This is a genomic window from Lactiplantibacillus modestisalitolerans, assembly GCF_005405425.1.
Lineage (GTDB): Bacteria > Bacillota > Bacilli > Lactobacillales > Lactobacillaceae > Lactiplantibacillus > Lactiplantibacillus modestisalitolerans.
Genome location: NZ_BJEA01000009.1, coordinates 1 through 16,001, shown reverse-complemented (window position 1 = coordinate 16,001; position 16,001 = coordinate 1). Strand labels below are relative to the sequence as shown.

Genomic DNA, 16,001 nt, shown 5'->3' with positions numbered 1-16,001 from the left:
GGAGTTTGCACTCTTGTAAAACGTGTTCAACCAAGCTGGCCTCTGCGCTTGCTACGCTAAGCAGCCATCGCAAGCCCCGCGATAACTGCTTAGCTCGGCACTTCTCTGCAATATAGTGGAAACGTGTTCAACCAAGCTGACCTCTGCGCTTGCTACGCTAAGCCATCATTGCCAAACCCGGGCAATAACATCTTAGCTAGGCAATGCTCAAGGTCAACCCGCTTGGTTTCACACTCTTTTGAGCCAAAATCCAAACGTCCTCGCCTGGTCCGCCTGAATCCGATACGCCGGCTCGACATCACTGCCCCAGCTATCAATACCACCAACGCCACGCACCGCACCATAAATCGTCAAAACCGTGCGCCGCGCCAACGGCAATTCCTCCATATGAGTCGCGTTTTCCAGCTCTTCCGCCGTATATGGCAAGCAACTAAAGTTGAACGGCTGGCCCGACTGTTCAACGCGCAAACTGAACGGCGTCTGGTCACGGTCCGCATTATTCTGGGTCAGATTCCGCGTCACCGTCAACCACTTCGTTTGCATGTGCATACCACAATCCTGTGGCACCAAGTACGGCGTCACCGGCAAACTATCCACGTGGAACTGCCCGTGCGTCGCTCCCGCCATTCGATCAGGGTACGTCTCACCCGACAAACCTTCGTAGTCAAAGCCAGTTGCGGTCGTCGGCATGATGAACCGGAACCCCAACGCGGGTAATTCAGGCAAGTTATCCTGACCAACGTAATGGACGGTCACCTTAATGTTGCCGTCCGCAGTCACGGTATAACTAACGTCAACGGTCGTACTTGGTACGGTACTGGTAACGTATTGGAACGTAATCGTCACCGTGGTCGCCGTTTCGTGGTCCGAAAACTGATTATTAAGGGGGGCCACCGGTAATTCGTCAAAGTGGTGGTCATCAACGCGTAATTGCACGCCTTGACAAGTCGTGAAGCGGTCGGCTGCGTACCACTGCGCGGCCTTCACGGAAAAATTATTCCCACGGTCGTTATCGGTCGTGGCCCGCCAGAAGGTTGGCATTGGAACGCGGTACAGCCACTCTTTACCGTCGATCACGAGCGATTCAAGTCCGCCCCGTTCGTAACTAAAAAGGTAGTGGAAATCGGCACCGCCCAATCCAAGACTGGCATCGCCATAAACGACCTTTAATTGATTAGTGTTGTAAGCCATAGTAGTATTTCACCTCCTGAAGTGCTGGTTTCGGTGTCCGGTCCGCAAAGAGCAGGCCGTCGCCCGAAAATTCGTAGTCTGAATGCCGATCGTCGAAATCGCCACCGTAACGTAACACGTCCTGATCGGTGACGGGGTCGTGCACGTAAAGGGCCTGGTCGATGAAGTCCCAGATAAAACCGCCTTGATACATTGGGTAACGGTCGAGGAGGTCGCTATACGACTTCATTCCGCCGAGTGAGTTCCCCATGTCGTGCATGTATTCGCAGTTTAAAAACGGCTTGTCCGGATTGCTTTCTAAGTAAGCGACAATGTTGGCCGGCTTTTCATACATCCGGGATTCAACGTCGGAAATGCGGTCACGCAAGTTTGGCGTGTGCACGACCCCCTCATAATGCACGAGGCGGGAGTCGTCGTGGCGCTTGTAGTAGGCTTGCATCGCGGCAATGTCTTCACCGGCGTAGGATTCGTTACCGAGTGACCAAAAAATAATGGCCGGATGGTTTTTGAACCATTGGTAGTTACTCCGGGCGCGGTCCACGACGGCTTCCAACCAGTGGGGGTTGTCCCCGGGGACGTTATCAGACGGTTCGATGGCGCCCGATTTTTGCCAGGTTCCGTGGGATTCCAAGTTGTTTTCGGCCATCAGGTAGATGCCGGCTTGGTCGCACAACTGGTACCACGGTAATTGGTCGGGATAGTGGCAGGTCCGGTCGGCGTTGATGTTGTGGGCCTTCATCGTCTGGATGTCGGCTTGCATGTCCGCCATGGTGATGACCCGGCCGGTGCGCGCGTTCCATTCGTGGCGGTTAACGCCGTTGATAATCAGGCGCTGATTGTTGACGTAGATGACGTGGTCGGCGCGCAGTTCCACTTTGCGGAAGCCGAATTGGTACGGAACGACTTCGAGGCGGTTGCCCTGCGAATCTAGCACGTCAATCGTTACTTGGTACAGGGTCGGTTGATCCGGAGACCATAGGTGAACTTCGTCGAACCGCAACGGTTCAAAGGTCACGGTGGTTTGTGCGGCTTGCGTTTGTTCGGCAATTTCGGTGCCGGCGTCGTCAGTAACGCATAAGTGGAGGGTGGCGCCGGTGAGTTGCGACCCACTTAACCTGGTCGTGACGTTTAAAACGCCCCCTTGAAAGTCCGCGTTAACGGTTGGTTTTAAATCCAGGTCGTCAACGTGCACCGCTGGTAGGGCGAGTAAGTTGACGTCGCGGAAAATCCCTGAGAAGCGGAACATGTCCTGGTCTTCGATGAAGGCTGCGCTACTGCGCTTGTAGACTCGAACCGCTAAAACGTTGCCGGTTGCTTGCACGTAGGGTGTTAAGTCGAATTCGGATGGGGTGAAACTATCCTCAGCGTAGCCCAAAAAATGACCGTTCAGCCAAACGTAGAGGGCTTCCTCAACGCCTTGGAATTGAACGTGGACCCGCTGATTTAAAAAGGCTGCCGGGAGGTCAAAGTGTTTAACGTACGACCCCACGGAGTTGTCCGCCGCCTGACTGAAAACGCCGACGGCTAATTTATCCTGATTGAGCGTGTAGGCGGGCCGCCGATATTGGTGGCCTTCCCACGGATAGAGGGTATTGATGTATTGAACTTGCGCGTAACCGGCGAGCTCAATGTGGCCCGGAACGGTAATCGTGTCGAAGTTGCTCAGATCGGCTTCCGGCTGGAAAAAGTCCAGCGGACGGTCGGCCGGATTGGTGGCAAAGTTAAAGTGCCACTGACCATTTAATGAATGAACGAATCGACTACGACCGCTTTGTTGTTCGGTAGCGTCGTAGTAATAATGATGATCGCTGTGGGCCGGTAATTGGTTGACCCGGAATACTTCGGGATCATCTAACCATTGGAGATTAGCTTGCATGAGCGTGGCTCCTTTCAATTGCATTGTTATAAAACGCTTACACAACGATGATAAAACATAACGGCCGATTTGTATATGATTTTAGTAAAAATTAAACTTAAATGGTTTGATTGTTGCGGGGTACTGGGAATAAAAAGGGATGTAAAGAACACGCACACCGCCACGACTGTAAAACGCTACCATCCTAGATAAAATAACTTTAGTGCGATGGTTGACAACGGTTACATTTGGGCTTATATTCAAGTTAATAAAATTTTAGTAAAACAACTTTAAACTAACTTTGAACGGAGGAGTTTCACATGCAAACGAACGACTTAAAGCAAGAATTCACGAAGGTCTTTGAACGCGAGCCAGAACGCGTTTTCTTCTCACCAGGACGGATCAACTTGATTGGTGAACATACGGATTATAACGGTGGGCACGTTTTCCCGTGTGCCATTAGTATCGGGACTTACGGGGTTTACGCAGCCCGAAAAGACCAAACGGTTCGGATGTTTTCAGCAAACATCCCGAGTCAGGGCGTCGTTAGTTTTGATGTGAACGACTTGGCCTATGAAAAAGCCGCTGGCTGGACTAACTATCCTAAAGGGATGATGAACGAATTAGCCAAGACCGGGGTTCAATTTGATCACGGGTTCGACCTTTACGTTCACGGAAACTTACCAGATGGTGCGGGGCTCTCATCTTCCGCTTCAATTGAAATGTTAACGGGGATCGTCCTTAAAACCGGCTTTAACTTAGATATTTCCCAATTGGAACTCGTTAAGTTGGGTCAAAAGTGTGAAAACAACTACATCGGTGTTAACTCCGGCATCATGGACCAATTTGCCGTTGGGATGGGGAAGCGTGACCAAGCCATCCTGCTTGATACCAACACCATGGATTACGATTACGCGCCCGTTAAGTTGGGCGACCACGTGATCGTTATCATGAACACCAACAAGCGCCGCGAACTCCAAGACTCGAAGTACAACGAACGGCGTTCCGAATGTGAAGAAGCTTTAAAACGGCTTCAAACTAAGTTAGATATTAAGTCGTTAGGCGACTTAACGAACGATCAATTTGACGAAGCGGCTTACTTAATCAACGATGAAACCTTAATTAAACGGGCCCGGCACGCGGTCTTTGAAAACCAACGCGCCATTCGGGCGACGAAGGCCTTAGCCGCTAATAACCTTGAAGAATTCGGGAGTCTCGTGACTGCGTCTCACGTGTCCTTGCACTTTGATTACGAAGTGACCGGCCTGGAACTGGATACCTTAGCGGAAACCGCTTGGAAGCAACCGGGCGTACTTGGTGCGCGGATGACCGGGGCCGGTTTCGGTGGGTGCGCCATCGCGATCGTTCAAAAAGACCAGGTTGAAAACTTTAAGACCAACGTGGGCCAAGCCTACCGCGATGCCGTTGGCTACGATGCTAGTTTCTACATCGCTGAAATTGCGGACGGTCCACAAGAATTAGCTTAATCAGATTAGTTTAGTAGAATTGATAAATCGGAGGGATTCTAAATGGCAGTGTTAGTTTTAGGGGGCGCCGGTTACATCGGCTCCCACGCAGTTGATCGGTTAGTTGCAAAGGGTTACGACGTGGCCGTCGTGGATAATTTAGTGACCGGCCACCGGGCAGCCGTCAATCCAGCGGCGCGTTTTTACGAAGGCGACGTCCGCGATACGGACTTTATGAACGGGGTGTTTGATCAGGAACAAATTGACGGGGTCATTCACTTTGCGGCCTTTTCAGTGGTTCCCGAATCAATGAAAAACCCGTTGAAGTACTTTGATAACAATACCGCCGGCATGGTGAAATTGTTGGAAGTCATGGCCAAGCACGACGTGAAACGGATCGTCTTCTCGTCGACCGCCGCAACTTACGGCGAACCTAAGCAAGTTCCCATCAAGGAAACTGACCCGCAAGTGCCAACCAACCCTTACGGTGAAAGCAAGTTAGCAATGGAAAAGATCATGCACTGGTCCGACGTTGCTTACGGGATTAAGTTTGTTGCCCTTCGTTACTTTAACGTGGCCGGTGCCAAGCCCGATGGTTCGATTGGTGAGGACCACCATCCCGAAACCCACCTAGTCCCAATCATTTTACAAGTAGCCGCTGGTGAACGCGACCAGTTACAAATCTTTGGTGACGATTACCCAACGCCGGATGGCACCAACGTCCGCGACTACGTGCACGTCGTTGATTTGGCGGATGCGCACATCTTAGCCTTAGAATACTTGAAGCAGGGGCAGGCAAGTGCGGCCTTCAACTTAGGGTCATCGACCGGCTTTTCAAATAAGCAGATGTTGGACGCGGCCCGTGAAGTCACTGGCAAGCCAATTCCAGCGGTCATGGCACCACGTCGTGCGGGTGACCCAAGCACCCTGATTGCGGCTAGTGATAAGGCCCGCAAAGTTCTCGGCTGGGAACCCCAGTACGACGACGTGAAGGAAATTATTCGGACCGCTTGGAACTGGAAACAAAGTCATCCGCACGGTTACGAAGACCAAGGAGGTCAAGCGTAATGACGACGGTAGAACAATTCGTTGAACGGGTGATTGCATCACCATCACAATATACGGAATTAGACCGAATTTACGTCCAAAACCGGGTGTTAGGTTTAGTTGGGGACGACACACCGGTTGCGGCGGCCGACGACCAATTGACTAGCCTGACCGATGCCTTGGTGGCCACGGCGATTCAAAACGGTCGTATCGAGGACAACCAGTCGGCCCGCGAAATTTTAGCGGACCAGTTGATGGACCTCGTGACGCCGTTACCATCGGTTTTAAACCAAACTTTTTGGAATAAATACCAAACTAGCCCGAAAACCGCAACCGACTATTTTTACCAACTGAGCCGCGCTAACGATTATATCAAGACGCGGGCGATTGCGAAGAACGTTGCTTTTGATACGCCGACCGATTTTGGTGATCTGGAAATCACGATCAACTTGTCCAAGCCGGAAAAGGACCCGAAGGCGATTGCGGCGGCGCGTAACCAACCGCAAAACGGTTATCCGTTGTGCCAACTTTGTATGGAAAACGAAGGGTACCGGGGGCGCTTAGGTTATCCGGCCCGGAGTAACCACCGGATTATTCGAATGACGCTCGGCGGCGAAACGTGGGGCTTCCAATATTCACCGTACGCTTACTTTAATGAACATTCGATTTTCTTGGACGAAGTGCACCGGCCAATGGTGATCAACCGGCAAACTTTCAGTAACTTGTTGGAAATCGTCAAACAGTTCCCGCACTACTTCGTTGGTAGTAACGCCGACTTACCGATTGTGGGGGGCTCAATGCTGGCCCACGAACATTATCAAGGTGGTCGCCATGAGTTTCCAATGATGAAGGCTCCGATTGCGCGTCCAGTTGATTTAGGCGTTGCGGGCGTCACTGCGGGCATTGTCAAGTGGCCGATGTCCACCATTCGCTTGACGAGTACGGATTCGACCGCCTTAGTTGACGCGGCCGTTAAGATTCACAATACTTGGAAAAATTATTCGGATGAACGGGTCGATGTCCGGGCGTATACGGATGAAACTCGCCACCACACGACCACGCCAATTGCGCGTAAAGTCGGCGACCAGTACGTCTTGGACCTCGTGTTACGGGATAACCAGACGTCGGCTGAATTTCCGGACGGGATTTTCCATCCGCATCAGGACGTTCAACACATTAAAAAAGAAAACATCGGCTTGATTGAAGTCATGGGTCGGGCAATTTTACCCGCCCGGCTTAAAACTGAGCTTCAAGAGGTTGCAAAATATCTCTTAGGCCAGCATAATCAAATGGCAGCGATGCACCAACCGTGGGCCGACGAGTTGAAGCGTCAGTACGACTTCACGGCGGACAACGTCATGGACATTGTTAACCAGGAAACTGGGAAAGTCTTTGCCCGCGTGTTAGCGGACGCCGGCGTCTTCAAGTGGGACGCAGATGGCGAAGCGGCGTTCAACCGCTTCATTACCGCGGTGCAAGCAGTGTAAGTTTAAAATGATAGGGGAGACCATGGAATGGCGACAACGTTAAAAGACATTGCGGATCAGGTCGGCGTCTCGTTAGCGACGGTGTCACGGGTACTCAACCGCGACCGGTCCTTATCGGTCGGCGACGAAACCCGCCAACGGATTTTAGACGTCGCGGCGGCGCTTAACTATACAAAGGGGAAGCGTCACAATGCGGCGCTTGCCAAAAAGAAGCTGGCGATCGTGCAGTGGTACTCCGAGTCAAAGGAACAGGATGATTTGTATTACATGGCGATTCGGATGGGCATCGAGCGGCGCGGCCAGGCCCACCAGTTCGAAGTCATTCGGATTTTCCAAAACAACATGGCGGAATTAAACCCGGACGTCGACGCAATCATTGCGATTGGGAAGTTTAGTCCGCGGCAGGTGCGGGCCATGCAGGACTTGACGAACAAACTGGTCTTTGTGGATGATGACCAATTTGCGGCGGGGTTTGACAGCGTCTTAACTGATTTTAAGTACGCAACCGCACACGTCTTAGACTATTTTGACCGGCAGGGCATTCAAGACGTTGGGTTAATTCACGGGGTTGAGCGAACGACCGATCGGACCGTTACGGTTCCTGATCAGCGGATGCTCAACTACCAAGCCGTGATGGAAGCCAAGCACCGGTATCATCCGGAATGGGTTTTTGAAGGCGACTATACGAGTCAATCGGGGTTTGTCATGATGAAGACGGCCATCGAGAAGCTGGGTGACCAGTTACCGCGAGCCTTCTTTGTCACGAACGATCCGATGGCGGCCGGGGCGCTCAAGGCCCTCCAGTCGGCCGGCATCAAGGTGCCCGAACGCGTTAAGTTATTTAGTTTTAACAATACGTCGTTGGCGACGTACGTCTATCCCGAACTTAGTGCGGTCAACGTTGAGACCGAGTTAATGGGTGAAACGGCCGTGGACTTGATTGTAAACCAGCTTGAAACCGGGCGGAAGATTCCGCAACGAATTGAGCTGGGAACCAATTTAGTGGCCCGTGATAGTACAAAATAAAATCGAAGTAAAAATAAGTCCCCCTTTCGTGCGGCGTTGCGCCGACGAAAAGGGGGACTTTTTGGTGTTGGTATTAGTTGTAATAACTCCAAGCCGAGTAAATCGTTACGTGTTGTTCGATCTTGTTAACAGCGTAGACGACGCGATGCTGGCCGTTAAGCCTTCTAGAATATTTACCGGCTGCTGGCGGCGTTAACTTTTCAAAACTTTGATTGGGTGCGAAGGGATTCGTCTTTAACTGGGTAATAATTTTTTGAAATGAATCGACTAAATTGGATTTTTTAATTTTTCTCAAATCTGATTTTGCTGAATTTTTGATTTCCACTTGATAGATCATAAGTTATCCCAATCAATGTCATCGATATTAGTTGTCCCACTTTGATCGTTTTCGCGTTCAGCGACTTTGGCTAATGTCCCAGTTTGATAGAGATAAAGGGTTTCTTGAATCGCATCCCAATCATCTTTTGGCACAATCACGGTATCTAAAGCGGCGTCTTTTTGTTGAATCGTTATCGGGCGATGTTCTTCTGCAACTTGTTTTAACAGCTGGTATAAATTTTTGCGTGCGCTAGTGGGTGTATAGGATTCTTGCATGCTGGCTTCCTCACTTTCGTTTAGCTGACATTAGTATACGTACGCTGTTAACGTACGTTAAATATAAGTGTTTAAGCTGGTCATGAGTCGTTAATCGGGACCGCTTAGTTTTTAGCACCGGGTTGCATGTATATTAGTGGGTAAGGCTGACCCTGTTCATCATGCGCCGTTCTTTTATATTCAACAAACCCCATGTGCTCGTAAAAGCCTTTAGCAAGTGGGTTCTGTTCATTAACCGCTAAATCATTGATTGAATAGTTGGCGAGACCGTATTCGAGCAACGCTTTTCCAAGACCGGTCCCCCGTTCTTGAGGGGAAATGAAGAGCATTTCAAGGTGTTGACCATTAATTCCCATAAATCCCGCGGGGGCCTGGTGGTCGGTTTCTACGATAATTAATCGTGGCACTTCTGCAAGGGCTTGTGGAACGATTTTTTTAATCTGCTGAAGCTCGTGCTCTGATAAGAAGGAATGGGTTGCTCTGACGGCGCCTTCCCACACCGCTAATAATTGTTCCAACAACGGACTGGTTCGGTTTTGAACCACTGTAATTTTCAATTTTATTCCTCCAAAAAATCTAATTTGTTCAAGTAGGCGCTACTTGGTTGGATTCGTTAGGTTAGGATTAGTATACGAATACGCGTGCTAAACGGCAACAAATAAGGGGTCTATGATATGTGATGTTAATCTGGTAACAAAAAAGCCAATTGGTACCGAACCTAAATAAAAAGCGGCTGGAGCGCGGTGGACACGACTTTAAGCCAAGCAAGCCACCACTGCGACCTTATCCTATTTGGGATAAGGCGTTTTTTGTAATCTGTCATAATGGTTATATGACAATTGATGTTGAACTGTTAAAAAAGTACCGGTTGAATTTTTAACAAATTATTGATGACTATCAAAATAAGCGGGGAAGCTACTCCTAACTTAGTAGCACCTCGCATAACCATCTTCGTCAAAGCTAACTAATTATAGTAAGCCGCGGTATTCAATGTTAAAGCTAGTCTAGCCAGTAGCGGGGATAACCATGGCTCAACTGCGAAATTATTCTTAGTCGGAAGTGGGCTGCTTCCGGCTTAGAATAAGGCTCGAATTTGAGATTGCTCAGTGGTTTGCTGAGTGAGCTCAAATCGATGCCCGCAGTGTTCCAGCCAACCGGTTATCCCCGCTGCTGGCGGCAATATCAACGCTAATTGGGACCGCTTTTTGTTGCACGCTTGCTATTCACACGGGTTTTCGAAAACTCTTCCGGTAAATCAAGTCAGCATCCAACAAAATCGAGCGGGCCTGAGGACGGTCAAAAATCAGAAGGTCTTTGAGCGTGTTGACCGCTTGCCGGGCCAGCTCGTTGGTGTCGATTCGGAAGGTCGTGAGCGGTGGGGATACATATTGGGCGATGTCGATGTCGTTGATACTGATGATGGCGGTATCGATTGGGACGGTGATCTTGTTTTCATTGAAGGCTTGCAAGACGCCAATTGCCATCGGGTCCGAAGCAATCAGAAAGGCAGCCGGAAGCGGTTGGTGGGCGAGCGAAGCGACGACTTTTTTACCGAGGTCGTAGCCGCTAGCAACCGAGAAGTCGCCGCCGATGAACATGAAGCGGGGGTCGAATTGGTCGAGTTCGCGCATGTGGCTTTCGAAGTATTTTTGCCGGGAGTCAATTTTGTGAACCTTAGCGGATTGAAGGTCCCAATAACCGCCCCCAATGAAGCCGATGGGCTGTTTCTCCGCTTGGACGAAGAGGTCGATGGCCCGTTCGGTGATGGCCTGTAAATTGGGCTGAACCGAGCTGAAGTGGTGCGGGTCGGGGTTGGAGTCCACAAAAATCCGGTGCGGTGAACGGGCTGCTAGGCGTTCCAAATCCGCCGGGCTAAACTCGCCAACCGCCATCAGGCCGTCAACCGTGTTCGGGACGGCGTCAATGTTGTGATAAAAATTTAACGTAAAGTTGGCGCGTTCGCCGTTTTTAACGATACTTTTACGTAAGTTACTAAAGTAAACGTCTTCCAGTTCCTTTTGGGGTTGCACCGCGAATAAAACGGCAATTTGATAGGCCAGTCCGTGGGTGACGTTGGGTCGTTGATAATCTAAGCTTTGCGCCGTTTTCAGAATCTTCTTGCGGGCGGTGTCTGAGATGGAAAAACTCGGGTCATTATTTAATAAACGTGAGACTGTTGCCGGTGAATAACCGGACTTCGCCGCAATTTCACGAATGGTCGTCATGGGTGCGCCTCCTAAACGTTGTTTACTAAGCCGGACGTTTAAAACTAACTAGTTACCGAATTCCTATAGCATCAATAATACGCTTACATCGCTGATAAATAAAGGTTTAATCACTAGTAAACGTTGCTAAACTTGTTTACCAATTTTTAGTAATTAATTTATTAAAGCGCTTTCATTCAGCCGAATTTGCCGTTATGATAAGAACCGTTAAGTAAGCGGAATTAATTGAGTGAAAGTGAGTGACTAGTATGGCAAATCCAATCCAAACGACTGAATTTTTACACGGGGGTGACTACAATCCCGATCAATGGTTACAGCGGCCCACCGTTATCGATGATGATTTTGAGCATTTTAAGCAGGCCCATATCAATACCGTAACGCTAGGCATCTTTGCGTGGGATAAGTTGGAACCCGAAGAGGGCCACTATGATTTTAGCTGGCTTGATAAAATTTTTGACCGGGCGGAAGCCAACGGGATGCGGGTGATCTTGTCAACGCCGAGTGGCTCGCGGCCCCGCTGGTTAGCGGAAAAGTACCCGGAAGTGTTGCGGGTCAACGAAGACGGCCAACGTAACCACTACGGTGAACGGCATAATCACTGTTACACGTCACCGGTTTACCGGGAAAAGGTCCAAGCCATCAACCGCAAGCTGGCAGAACGGTACGGTCACCGCAAGTCACTGGTGCTCTGGCACGTTTCCAATGAATATGGGGGCGCTTGTTACTGTGACCAATGCCAAGCCGCTTTTCGCGACTGGGTCAAAGCGAAGTACCAGACACTGGATCGGTTGAACCAAGCTTATTGGGGCGCGTTTTGGAGCCATGATTATACCAGTTGGGACCAGGTCGAAGCGCCATCAGCTCGCGGCGATTCCAACGTGATGGCCTTAAACCTTGACTGGCACCGCTTCGTGACCGACCGGACGATTGACTTCTTTGAAAATGAAATCAAGCCGTTCCGGGAGTTAACGCCCAACGTGCCAGTGACGGCTAACTTCATGGGTGGTAACCCGTCCGAATCGCACGTTTTCACCGACTTGGACTACCAGGAATTTGCGAAGCACGTTGACGTTGTGAGCTGGGATTCCTATCCTAACTGGGCTAACGGTTACGAGAGTACCGCTCACTTAGCCATGAAGACCGCGTTGATGAACGACGTGATGCGTAGCTTGAAGCACGCACCGTACTTGATTATGGAAAGCACGCCGTCGCAGGTCAACTGGCACCCGTATAACCGCGCTAAGCGGCCGGGAATGCACGAAATGGGTAGCCTCCAACAAGTGGCTCACGGCGCTAACTCGGTACTCTACTTCCAGTTACACCAGTCGAAGGGTGCTTCCGAAATGTTCCACGGCGCGGTCGTGACCAACCGTGGCGGCAGTCACACCCGGGCGTTTGCCGATGTGACCCGGGTCGGCCAAGACCTGACCGCCCTGCGACCGGCGTTGTCAACCGAACGGGTGGCGGCCAAAGTGGCGATCGTCTTTGACTATGACAACATGTGGGCCCTAGACGATGCCCGCGCTTACGCCAACGAGACCAAGAAGTACTGGCGGACGATTCAGGAACACTACCAATTCTTCTGGGAACACGATATTCCCGTCGAAATCGTCGGCACCGACGCCGATTTAACGGCCTATGACCTAGTTATCGACCCGATGCACTTTCTAATGACGCCCGCGTTTGCCGCGAAATTACAAGCGTACGTTGAGCAGGGCGGCCACCTCGTCGGCACTTACATTACCGGCGTGGTTGACGACAATTTCCTAGCTTACGAAGGAAACGGGCTCGCCGCCCTCGAACGCACCTATGGGTTAACCGTTTCGGAAACGGATACGCTTTACCCGCAGCAGCATAACGCGGTGAAGGTTAACGGGCAGTTGTACCAGGTCAACGACTATTGCGACGTTTTAGATGTAACGACGGCGCAACCGCTCGGTGACTATCAGAAGGATTTCTACGTGGGAACCCCCGCCATCACGAAAAATCAGTGTGGTTGGGGAACGGCATACTATCTGGGGGCCCGGACCGGCGTCGACTTTCTAGCCGACTTTTACCAACAATTGACGACGCGCTTGCAGTTGCGGCCGAGCCTGCCAATGACGAAGGCTAATGCGCACGTCTCAATCCAAGCGCGGGCGGATGCCCATCATCAGTATTACTTTGTGATTAACTTTAGTCACCAACCAACAACGGTGCACTTAACGACCGCGTTGACCAACGTTTTTAGTGGGCAAACGGTCACGGGTGACCAGCCAATCGCGGGTTACGGCGTCCAAGTCTTGATGGCAACTAATTAGAAAAATGGGGTGAAAAGTATGGAACAAAATGTTGAACAACCAGCAACCAAAAAGAAATTATCCTGGCACCAGGTCAACGAAGGGATTGCCTTCGGACTTGGGAACCTCGGGCACTCCGCGTTTTACGGCGCCCTGAGTACCTACTTTATCGTCTTTGTCACGAGTGGCATGTTTAGCGGGGTCGCTCCGCAGATTGCCAACCGGCTGATTGGGTTAATCACTGGGTTAGTCGTGGTCATTCGGTTAGCGGAAGTGGTCGTCGATCCCATTTTAGGGAATATCGTGGATAACACCCAGACCCGCTGGGGGAAGTTTACGCCCTGGCAAGTGATTGGGAGTATCGTTAGTTCGGTTCTGTTAGTCGTTATCTTTACGGGGATCTTTGGCTTAGCGAAGGTTAACTGGATTCTCTTTGCCGTGGTCTTCGTCATTCTCTTCATTACGTTGGACGTTTTCTATTCACTGACCGACGTATCTTACTGGGGCATGGTACCAGCGATTAGTGAAGACAGTCATGCCCGTGGGATTTTCACCTCGTTAGGAAGTTTCGCCGGCACGATCGGTTGGAACGGGTTGACCATGATCGTGGTTCCAATTACGACTTACTTTACCTTTTTAGCCACCGGTAAACATACTCAGGGTCCGCAAGGCTGGTTAGCATTTGCCATTATTATTGGAATTATTGCCGTTTTGTCAGCTTTCTGCGTGGCCTTCGGGACGACCGAAAAGAATAACGCTATTCGGCAAGCGGCGGCCAAACAAAAGACGTCGATCAAGGACGTGTTCATGGGCATCATCAAAAACGACCAAATTTTGTGGGTCAGCCTGGGCTACTTATTCTACTCATTAGCTTACGTTACAACTAACGGGGTTCTGTTCTACCTATTCAAGTTTGTGATTGGTAAGCCGGGTGAATTCTGGATTGCCGGGGCGGTTGCGACCGTGATTGGCTTTGTCACTTCACCGCTGTTCCCAATCTTAAACAAATTTATTCCTAGAAAAGTATTGTTTGCGATCGGCCAAATCTTCATGATTGTGTCCTACATTATCTTCATCATTGCCAACCAAAACATGACCTTGTTAACGATTGGATTGGTTCTGTTCAACATTAACTTTGCCCAATTGGTCACGGTGCTTTCAATGACCGATGCTATTGAATACGGGCAATTGAAGAACGGTAACCGGAACGAAGCGGTGGTACTGGCAGTTCGGCCAATGCTTGATAAGATTACCGGAGCCTTCTCAAACGGAATCGTTGGATCGATTGCATTAGTTGCTGGGATGACTGGGAGTGCGACCGCTGCCGATATGACGGCGCAAAACATTCACACGTTCCAACTCTTAGCCTTTTACTTACCGTTAGCTTGCGCTATCCTATCCCTAATCGTCTTTAGTCTTAAAGTTAAGATTACGGAAAAGAAGCACGCGGAAATCGTTGACGAACTTCAAACCAAGTTAGCGGCTGGCGACATTGCGGTCGCACCGGAACAAGTTCAAGCAACGAACGCGACGGCGACCGTTACCACGGCCATCCCCGCACCAGTTAGTGGTCAATTGGCAGCCCTTAAAGACGTCCCAACGGCGGACCACCAAGGGTTACCAGGAACTGGGTTTGCGATCCAGCCAAGTGACGGGCGGTTATACGCACCGTTTGACGGCACGATTCGCTTTACCTTCTCGACGAAGCACGTGGTCGGCATTGTTTCCAAGGACGGCCTCGAAGCGATTATTCACGTCGGCTTAGGAACCGTAAACTTGCGGGGGGCCGGATTTACGACCTTCTACCAAGACGGGCAAACGATTCACCAGGGTGACCTGTTGATGACCTTTGACCGCGACCTGATTCGGCAGAGCGGGTACAACGACGTTGTGATCACCTTCTTGACGCAACCAACGCGGGTCGTTGACCAAACGTTGATGGCACCGGCACAAGTCACGCACGGCGATCAAGCGATGAAAGTAACGTTTAAATAAGAAATTGAGAAACGGTTATTCAGCTGCGGCTGAGTAGGAAGTGTCTGGTGCTAGCGTGCTGGGCACTTTTTTATTAGGGGAAGTTTATTTTAGTGTGATGCATCATCCGAGCCAATTTTGTCTCAATAGGATATAATGTAATACGATGGTAAACGAACGGAGGAATATAATGAGTACGAAGGTAATTAAGAACAAAACCGTTTCAACGCGCGTAACTGCGGATATTAGTGAACGGGCCAAAAAAAACTTGGCTAAACAGGGACTGACGATTTCTGAGTATATTCGCTTGTCCTTGGTCAAGGCCGCGAACAACGAAGTCCGGTTAGTTAGCTTCTTAGACTCTACGGAAGCACTCGCAGCAAAGAGGGAGGCTGAAACAGGGCAGGTGAAAACAATTGGGACCTTAAGCGACTTTGACGATTGGATAGACAAATTAGATGAAAATTAAACAAACCGCATCATTCGAACGGCAGTTGAAAAAGTTAGCTAAGAAACATTTTCCGGTTGTGGTTTTAAAAGCTTGTGTAAAGGCAATCATTGAACGTGATGACGCTGTCTTAAAGCGGATTAAGGACCATGCATTGAACGGCAAATGGCATGGGTATCGTGAATTTCATCCTGCAAGGTACGGTCATTACGGTAAAGCGTATGATGGCTGGATTGTTATTTATCGTTTAGAACGAGATGAATTAATCTTGCTATTAGTCGCGACAGGTTCCCATGAAGTGTTGAATCAATAAGCAAATAGTCAACTACCATGGACTAAAGTCCGTGGCTTGTAAGTGCTAGATCAGACCTTCGACCTAGTAGCTACAATTTGCATAGATACAGCTTCG

At 50.1% G+C, this 16,001-nt stretch carries 14 protein-coding genes; 8 read left to right on the top strand and 6 right to left on the bottom strand.

Annotated elements, in window-relative coordinates; translation table 11 throughout:
- Positions 1–228: 228 nt before the first annotated feature.
- Both FFM79_RS05555 and FFM79_RS05550 read right to left on the bottom strand, forming a co-directional pair.
- Entirely contained in the window at positions 229–1,191 is a 963-nt protein-coding gene (locus FFM79_RS05555; RefSeq protein ID WP_137642485.1) for a beta-galactosidase small subunit, read from the bottom strand.
- Positions 1,175–3,067 carry a glycoside hydrolase family 2 TIM barrel-domain containing protein gene (locus FFM79_RS05550; protein ID WP_137642484.1) on the bottom strand — a complete coding sequence of 631 codons (1,893 nt, stop codon included), beginning with the start codon at positions 3,065–3,067 and terminating at the stop codon, positions 1,175–1,177. Before FFM79_RS05550 ends, FFM79_RS05555 begins: the two co-directional genes overlap by 17 nt.
- A 299-nt stretch (positions 3,068–3,366) precedes the next feature.
- On the opposite strand from FFM79_RS05550, the gene FFM79_RS05545 reads away from it, so the two are divergent.
- The 4 genes from FFM79_RS05545 to FFM79_RS05530 are packed head-to-tail and all read left to right on the top strand — an operon-like array spanning position 3,367 to position 8,072.
- Positions 3,367–4,533: a galactokinase gene (locus FFM79_RS05545; RefSeq protein WP_137642483.1), complete on the top strand. Its 1,167-nt coding sequence runs from the start codon at positions 3,367–3,369 to the stop codon at positions 4,531–4,533.
- Positions 4,534–4,575: 42 nt separating this feature from the next.
- Entirely contained in the window at positions 4,576–5,580 is a 1,005-nt protein-coding gene (gene galE, locus FFM79_RS05540; protein WP_137642482.1) for a UDP-glucose 4-epimerase GalE, read from the top strand.
- On the top strand, positions 5,580–7,046 hold the full coding sequence (locus FFM79_RS05535; protein WP_137642481.1) for a UDP-glucose--hexose-1-phosphate uridylyltransferase: 1,467 nt from the start codon (positions 5,580–5,582) through the stop codon (positions 7,044–7,046). Before galE ends, FFM79_RS05535 begins: the two co-directional genes overlap by 1 nt.
- Positions 7,047–7,073: 27 nt before the next feature.
- On the top strand, positions 7,074–8,072 hold the full coding sequence (locus FFM79_RS05530) for a LacI family DNA-binding transcriptional regulator (protein WP_137642480.1): 999 nt from the start codon (positions 7,074–7,076) through the stop codon (positions 8,070–8,072).
- Between the two features lie 73 nt (positions 8,073–8,145).
- Here the strand turns inward: FFM79_RS05530 and FFM79_RS05525 are convergent, their stop codons facing one another.
- From FFM79_RS05525 to FFM79_RS05510, 4 genes are all read right to left on the bottom strand, one after another.
- Positions 8,146–8,409 carry a Txe/YoeB family addiction module toxin gene (locus tag FFM79_RS05525; protein WP_137642479.1) on the bottom strand — a complete coding sequence of 88 codons (264 nt, stop codon included), beginning with the start codon at positions 8,407–8,409 and terminating at the stop codon, positions 8,146–8,148.
- On the bottom strand, positions 8,406–8,666 hold the full coding sequence (locus FFM79_RS05520) for a type II toxin-antitoxin system Phd/YefM family antitoxin (RefSeq protein ID WP_137642478.1): 261 nt from the start codon (positions 8,664–8,666) through the stop codon (positions 8,406–8,408). Before FFM79_RS05520 ends, FFM79_RS05525 begins: the two co-directional genes overlap by 4 nt.
- A 104-nt stretch (positions 8,667–8,770) precedes the next feature.
- Positions 8,771–9,223, bottom strand: coding sequence for a GNAT family N-acetyltransferase (locus FFM79_RS05515; protein WP_137642477.1), 453 nt, complete (start codon positions 9,221–9,223; stop codon positions 8,771–8,773).
- Between the two features lie 666 nt (positions 9,224–9,889).
- Positions 9,890–10,891: a LacI family DNA-binding transcriptional regulator gene (locus FFM79_RS05510; RefSeq protein ID WP_137642476.1), complete on the bottom strand. Its 1,002-nt coding sequence runs from the start codon at positions 10,889–10,891 to the stop codon at positions 9,890–9,892.
- A gap of 248 nt (positions 10,892–11,139) precedes the next feature.
- Here FFM79_RS05510 and FFM79_RS05505 point away from each other — a divergent pair, with 248 nt between their 5' ends.
- The 4 genes from FFM79_RS05505 to FFM79_RS05490 all read left to right on the top strand — a co-directional run bounded on the left by FFM79_RS05505 (position 11,140) and on the right by FFM79_RS05490 (position 15,905).
- Positions 11,140–13,191: a beta-galactosidase gene (locus FFM79_RS05505; protein WP_137642475.1), complete on the top strand. Its 2,052-nt coding sequence runs from the start codon at positions 11,140–11,142 to the stop codon at positions 13,189–13,191.
- 18 nt (positions 13,192–13,209) lie between these two features.
- The gene (locus FFM79_RS05500; RefSeq protein WP_137642474.1) at positions 13,210–15,165 is read left to right on the top strand and encodes a sugar MFS transporter; all 1,956 of its coding nucleotides are present in this window, start codon (positions 13,210–13,212) and stop codon (positions 15,163–15,165) included.
- Positions 15,166–15,334: 169 nt separating this feature from the next.
- On the top strand, positions 15,335–15,613 hold the full coding sequence (locus tag FFM79_RS05495; protein WP_137642473.1) for a type II toxin-antitoxin system RelB/DinJ family antitoxin: 279 nt from the start codon (positions 15,335–15,337) through the stop codon (positions 15,611–15,613).
- A complete protein-coding gene (locus FFM79_RS05490; RefSeq protein ID WP_137642472.1) occupies positions 15,603–15,905 on the top strand; it encodes a type II toxin-antitoxin system YafQ family toxin in 303 nt (100 codons plus the stop codon). The genes FFM79_RS05495 and FFM79_RS05490 overlap by 11 nt, the downstream gene beginning before the upstream one ends.
- Positions 15,906–16,001: the final 96 nt, after the last annotated feature.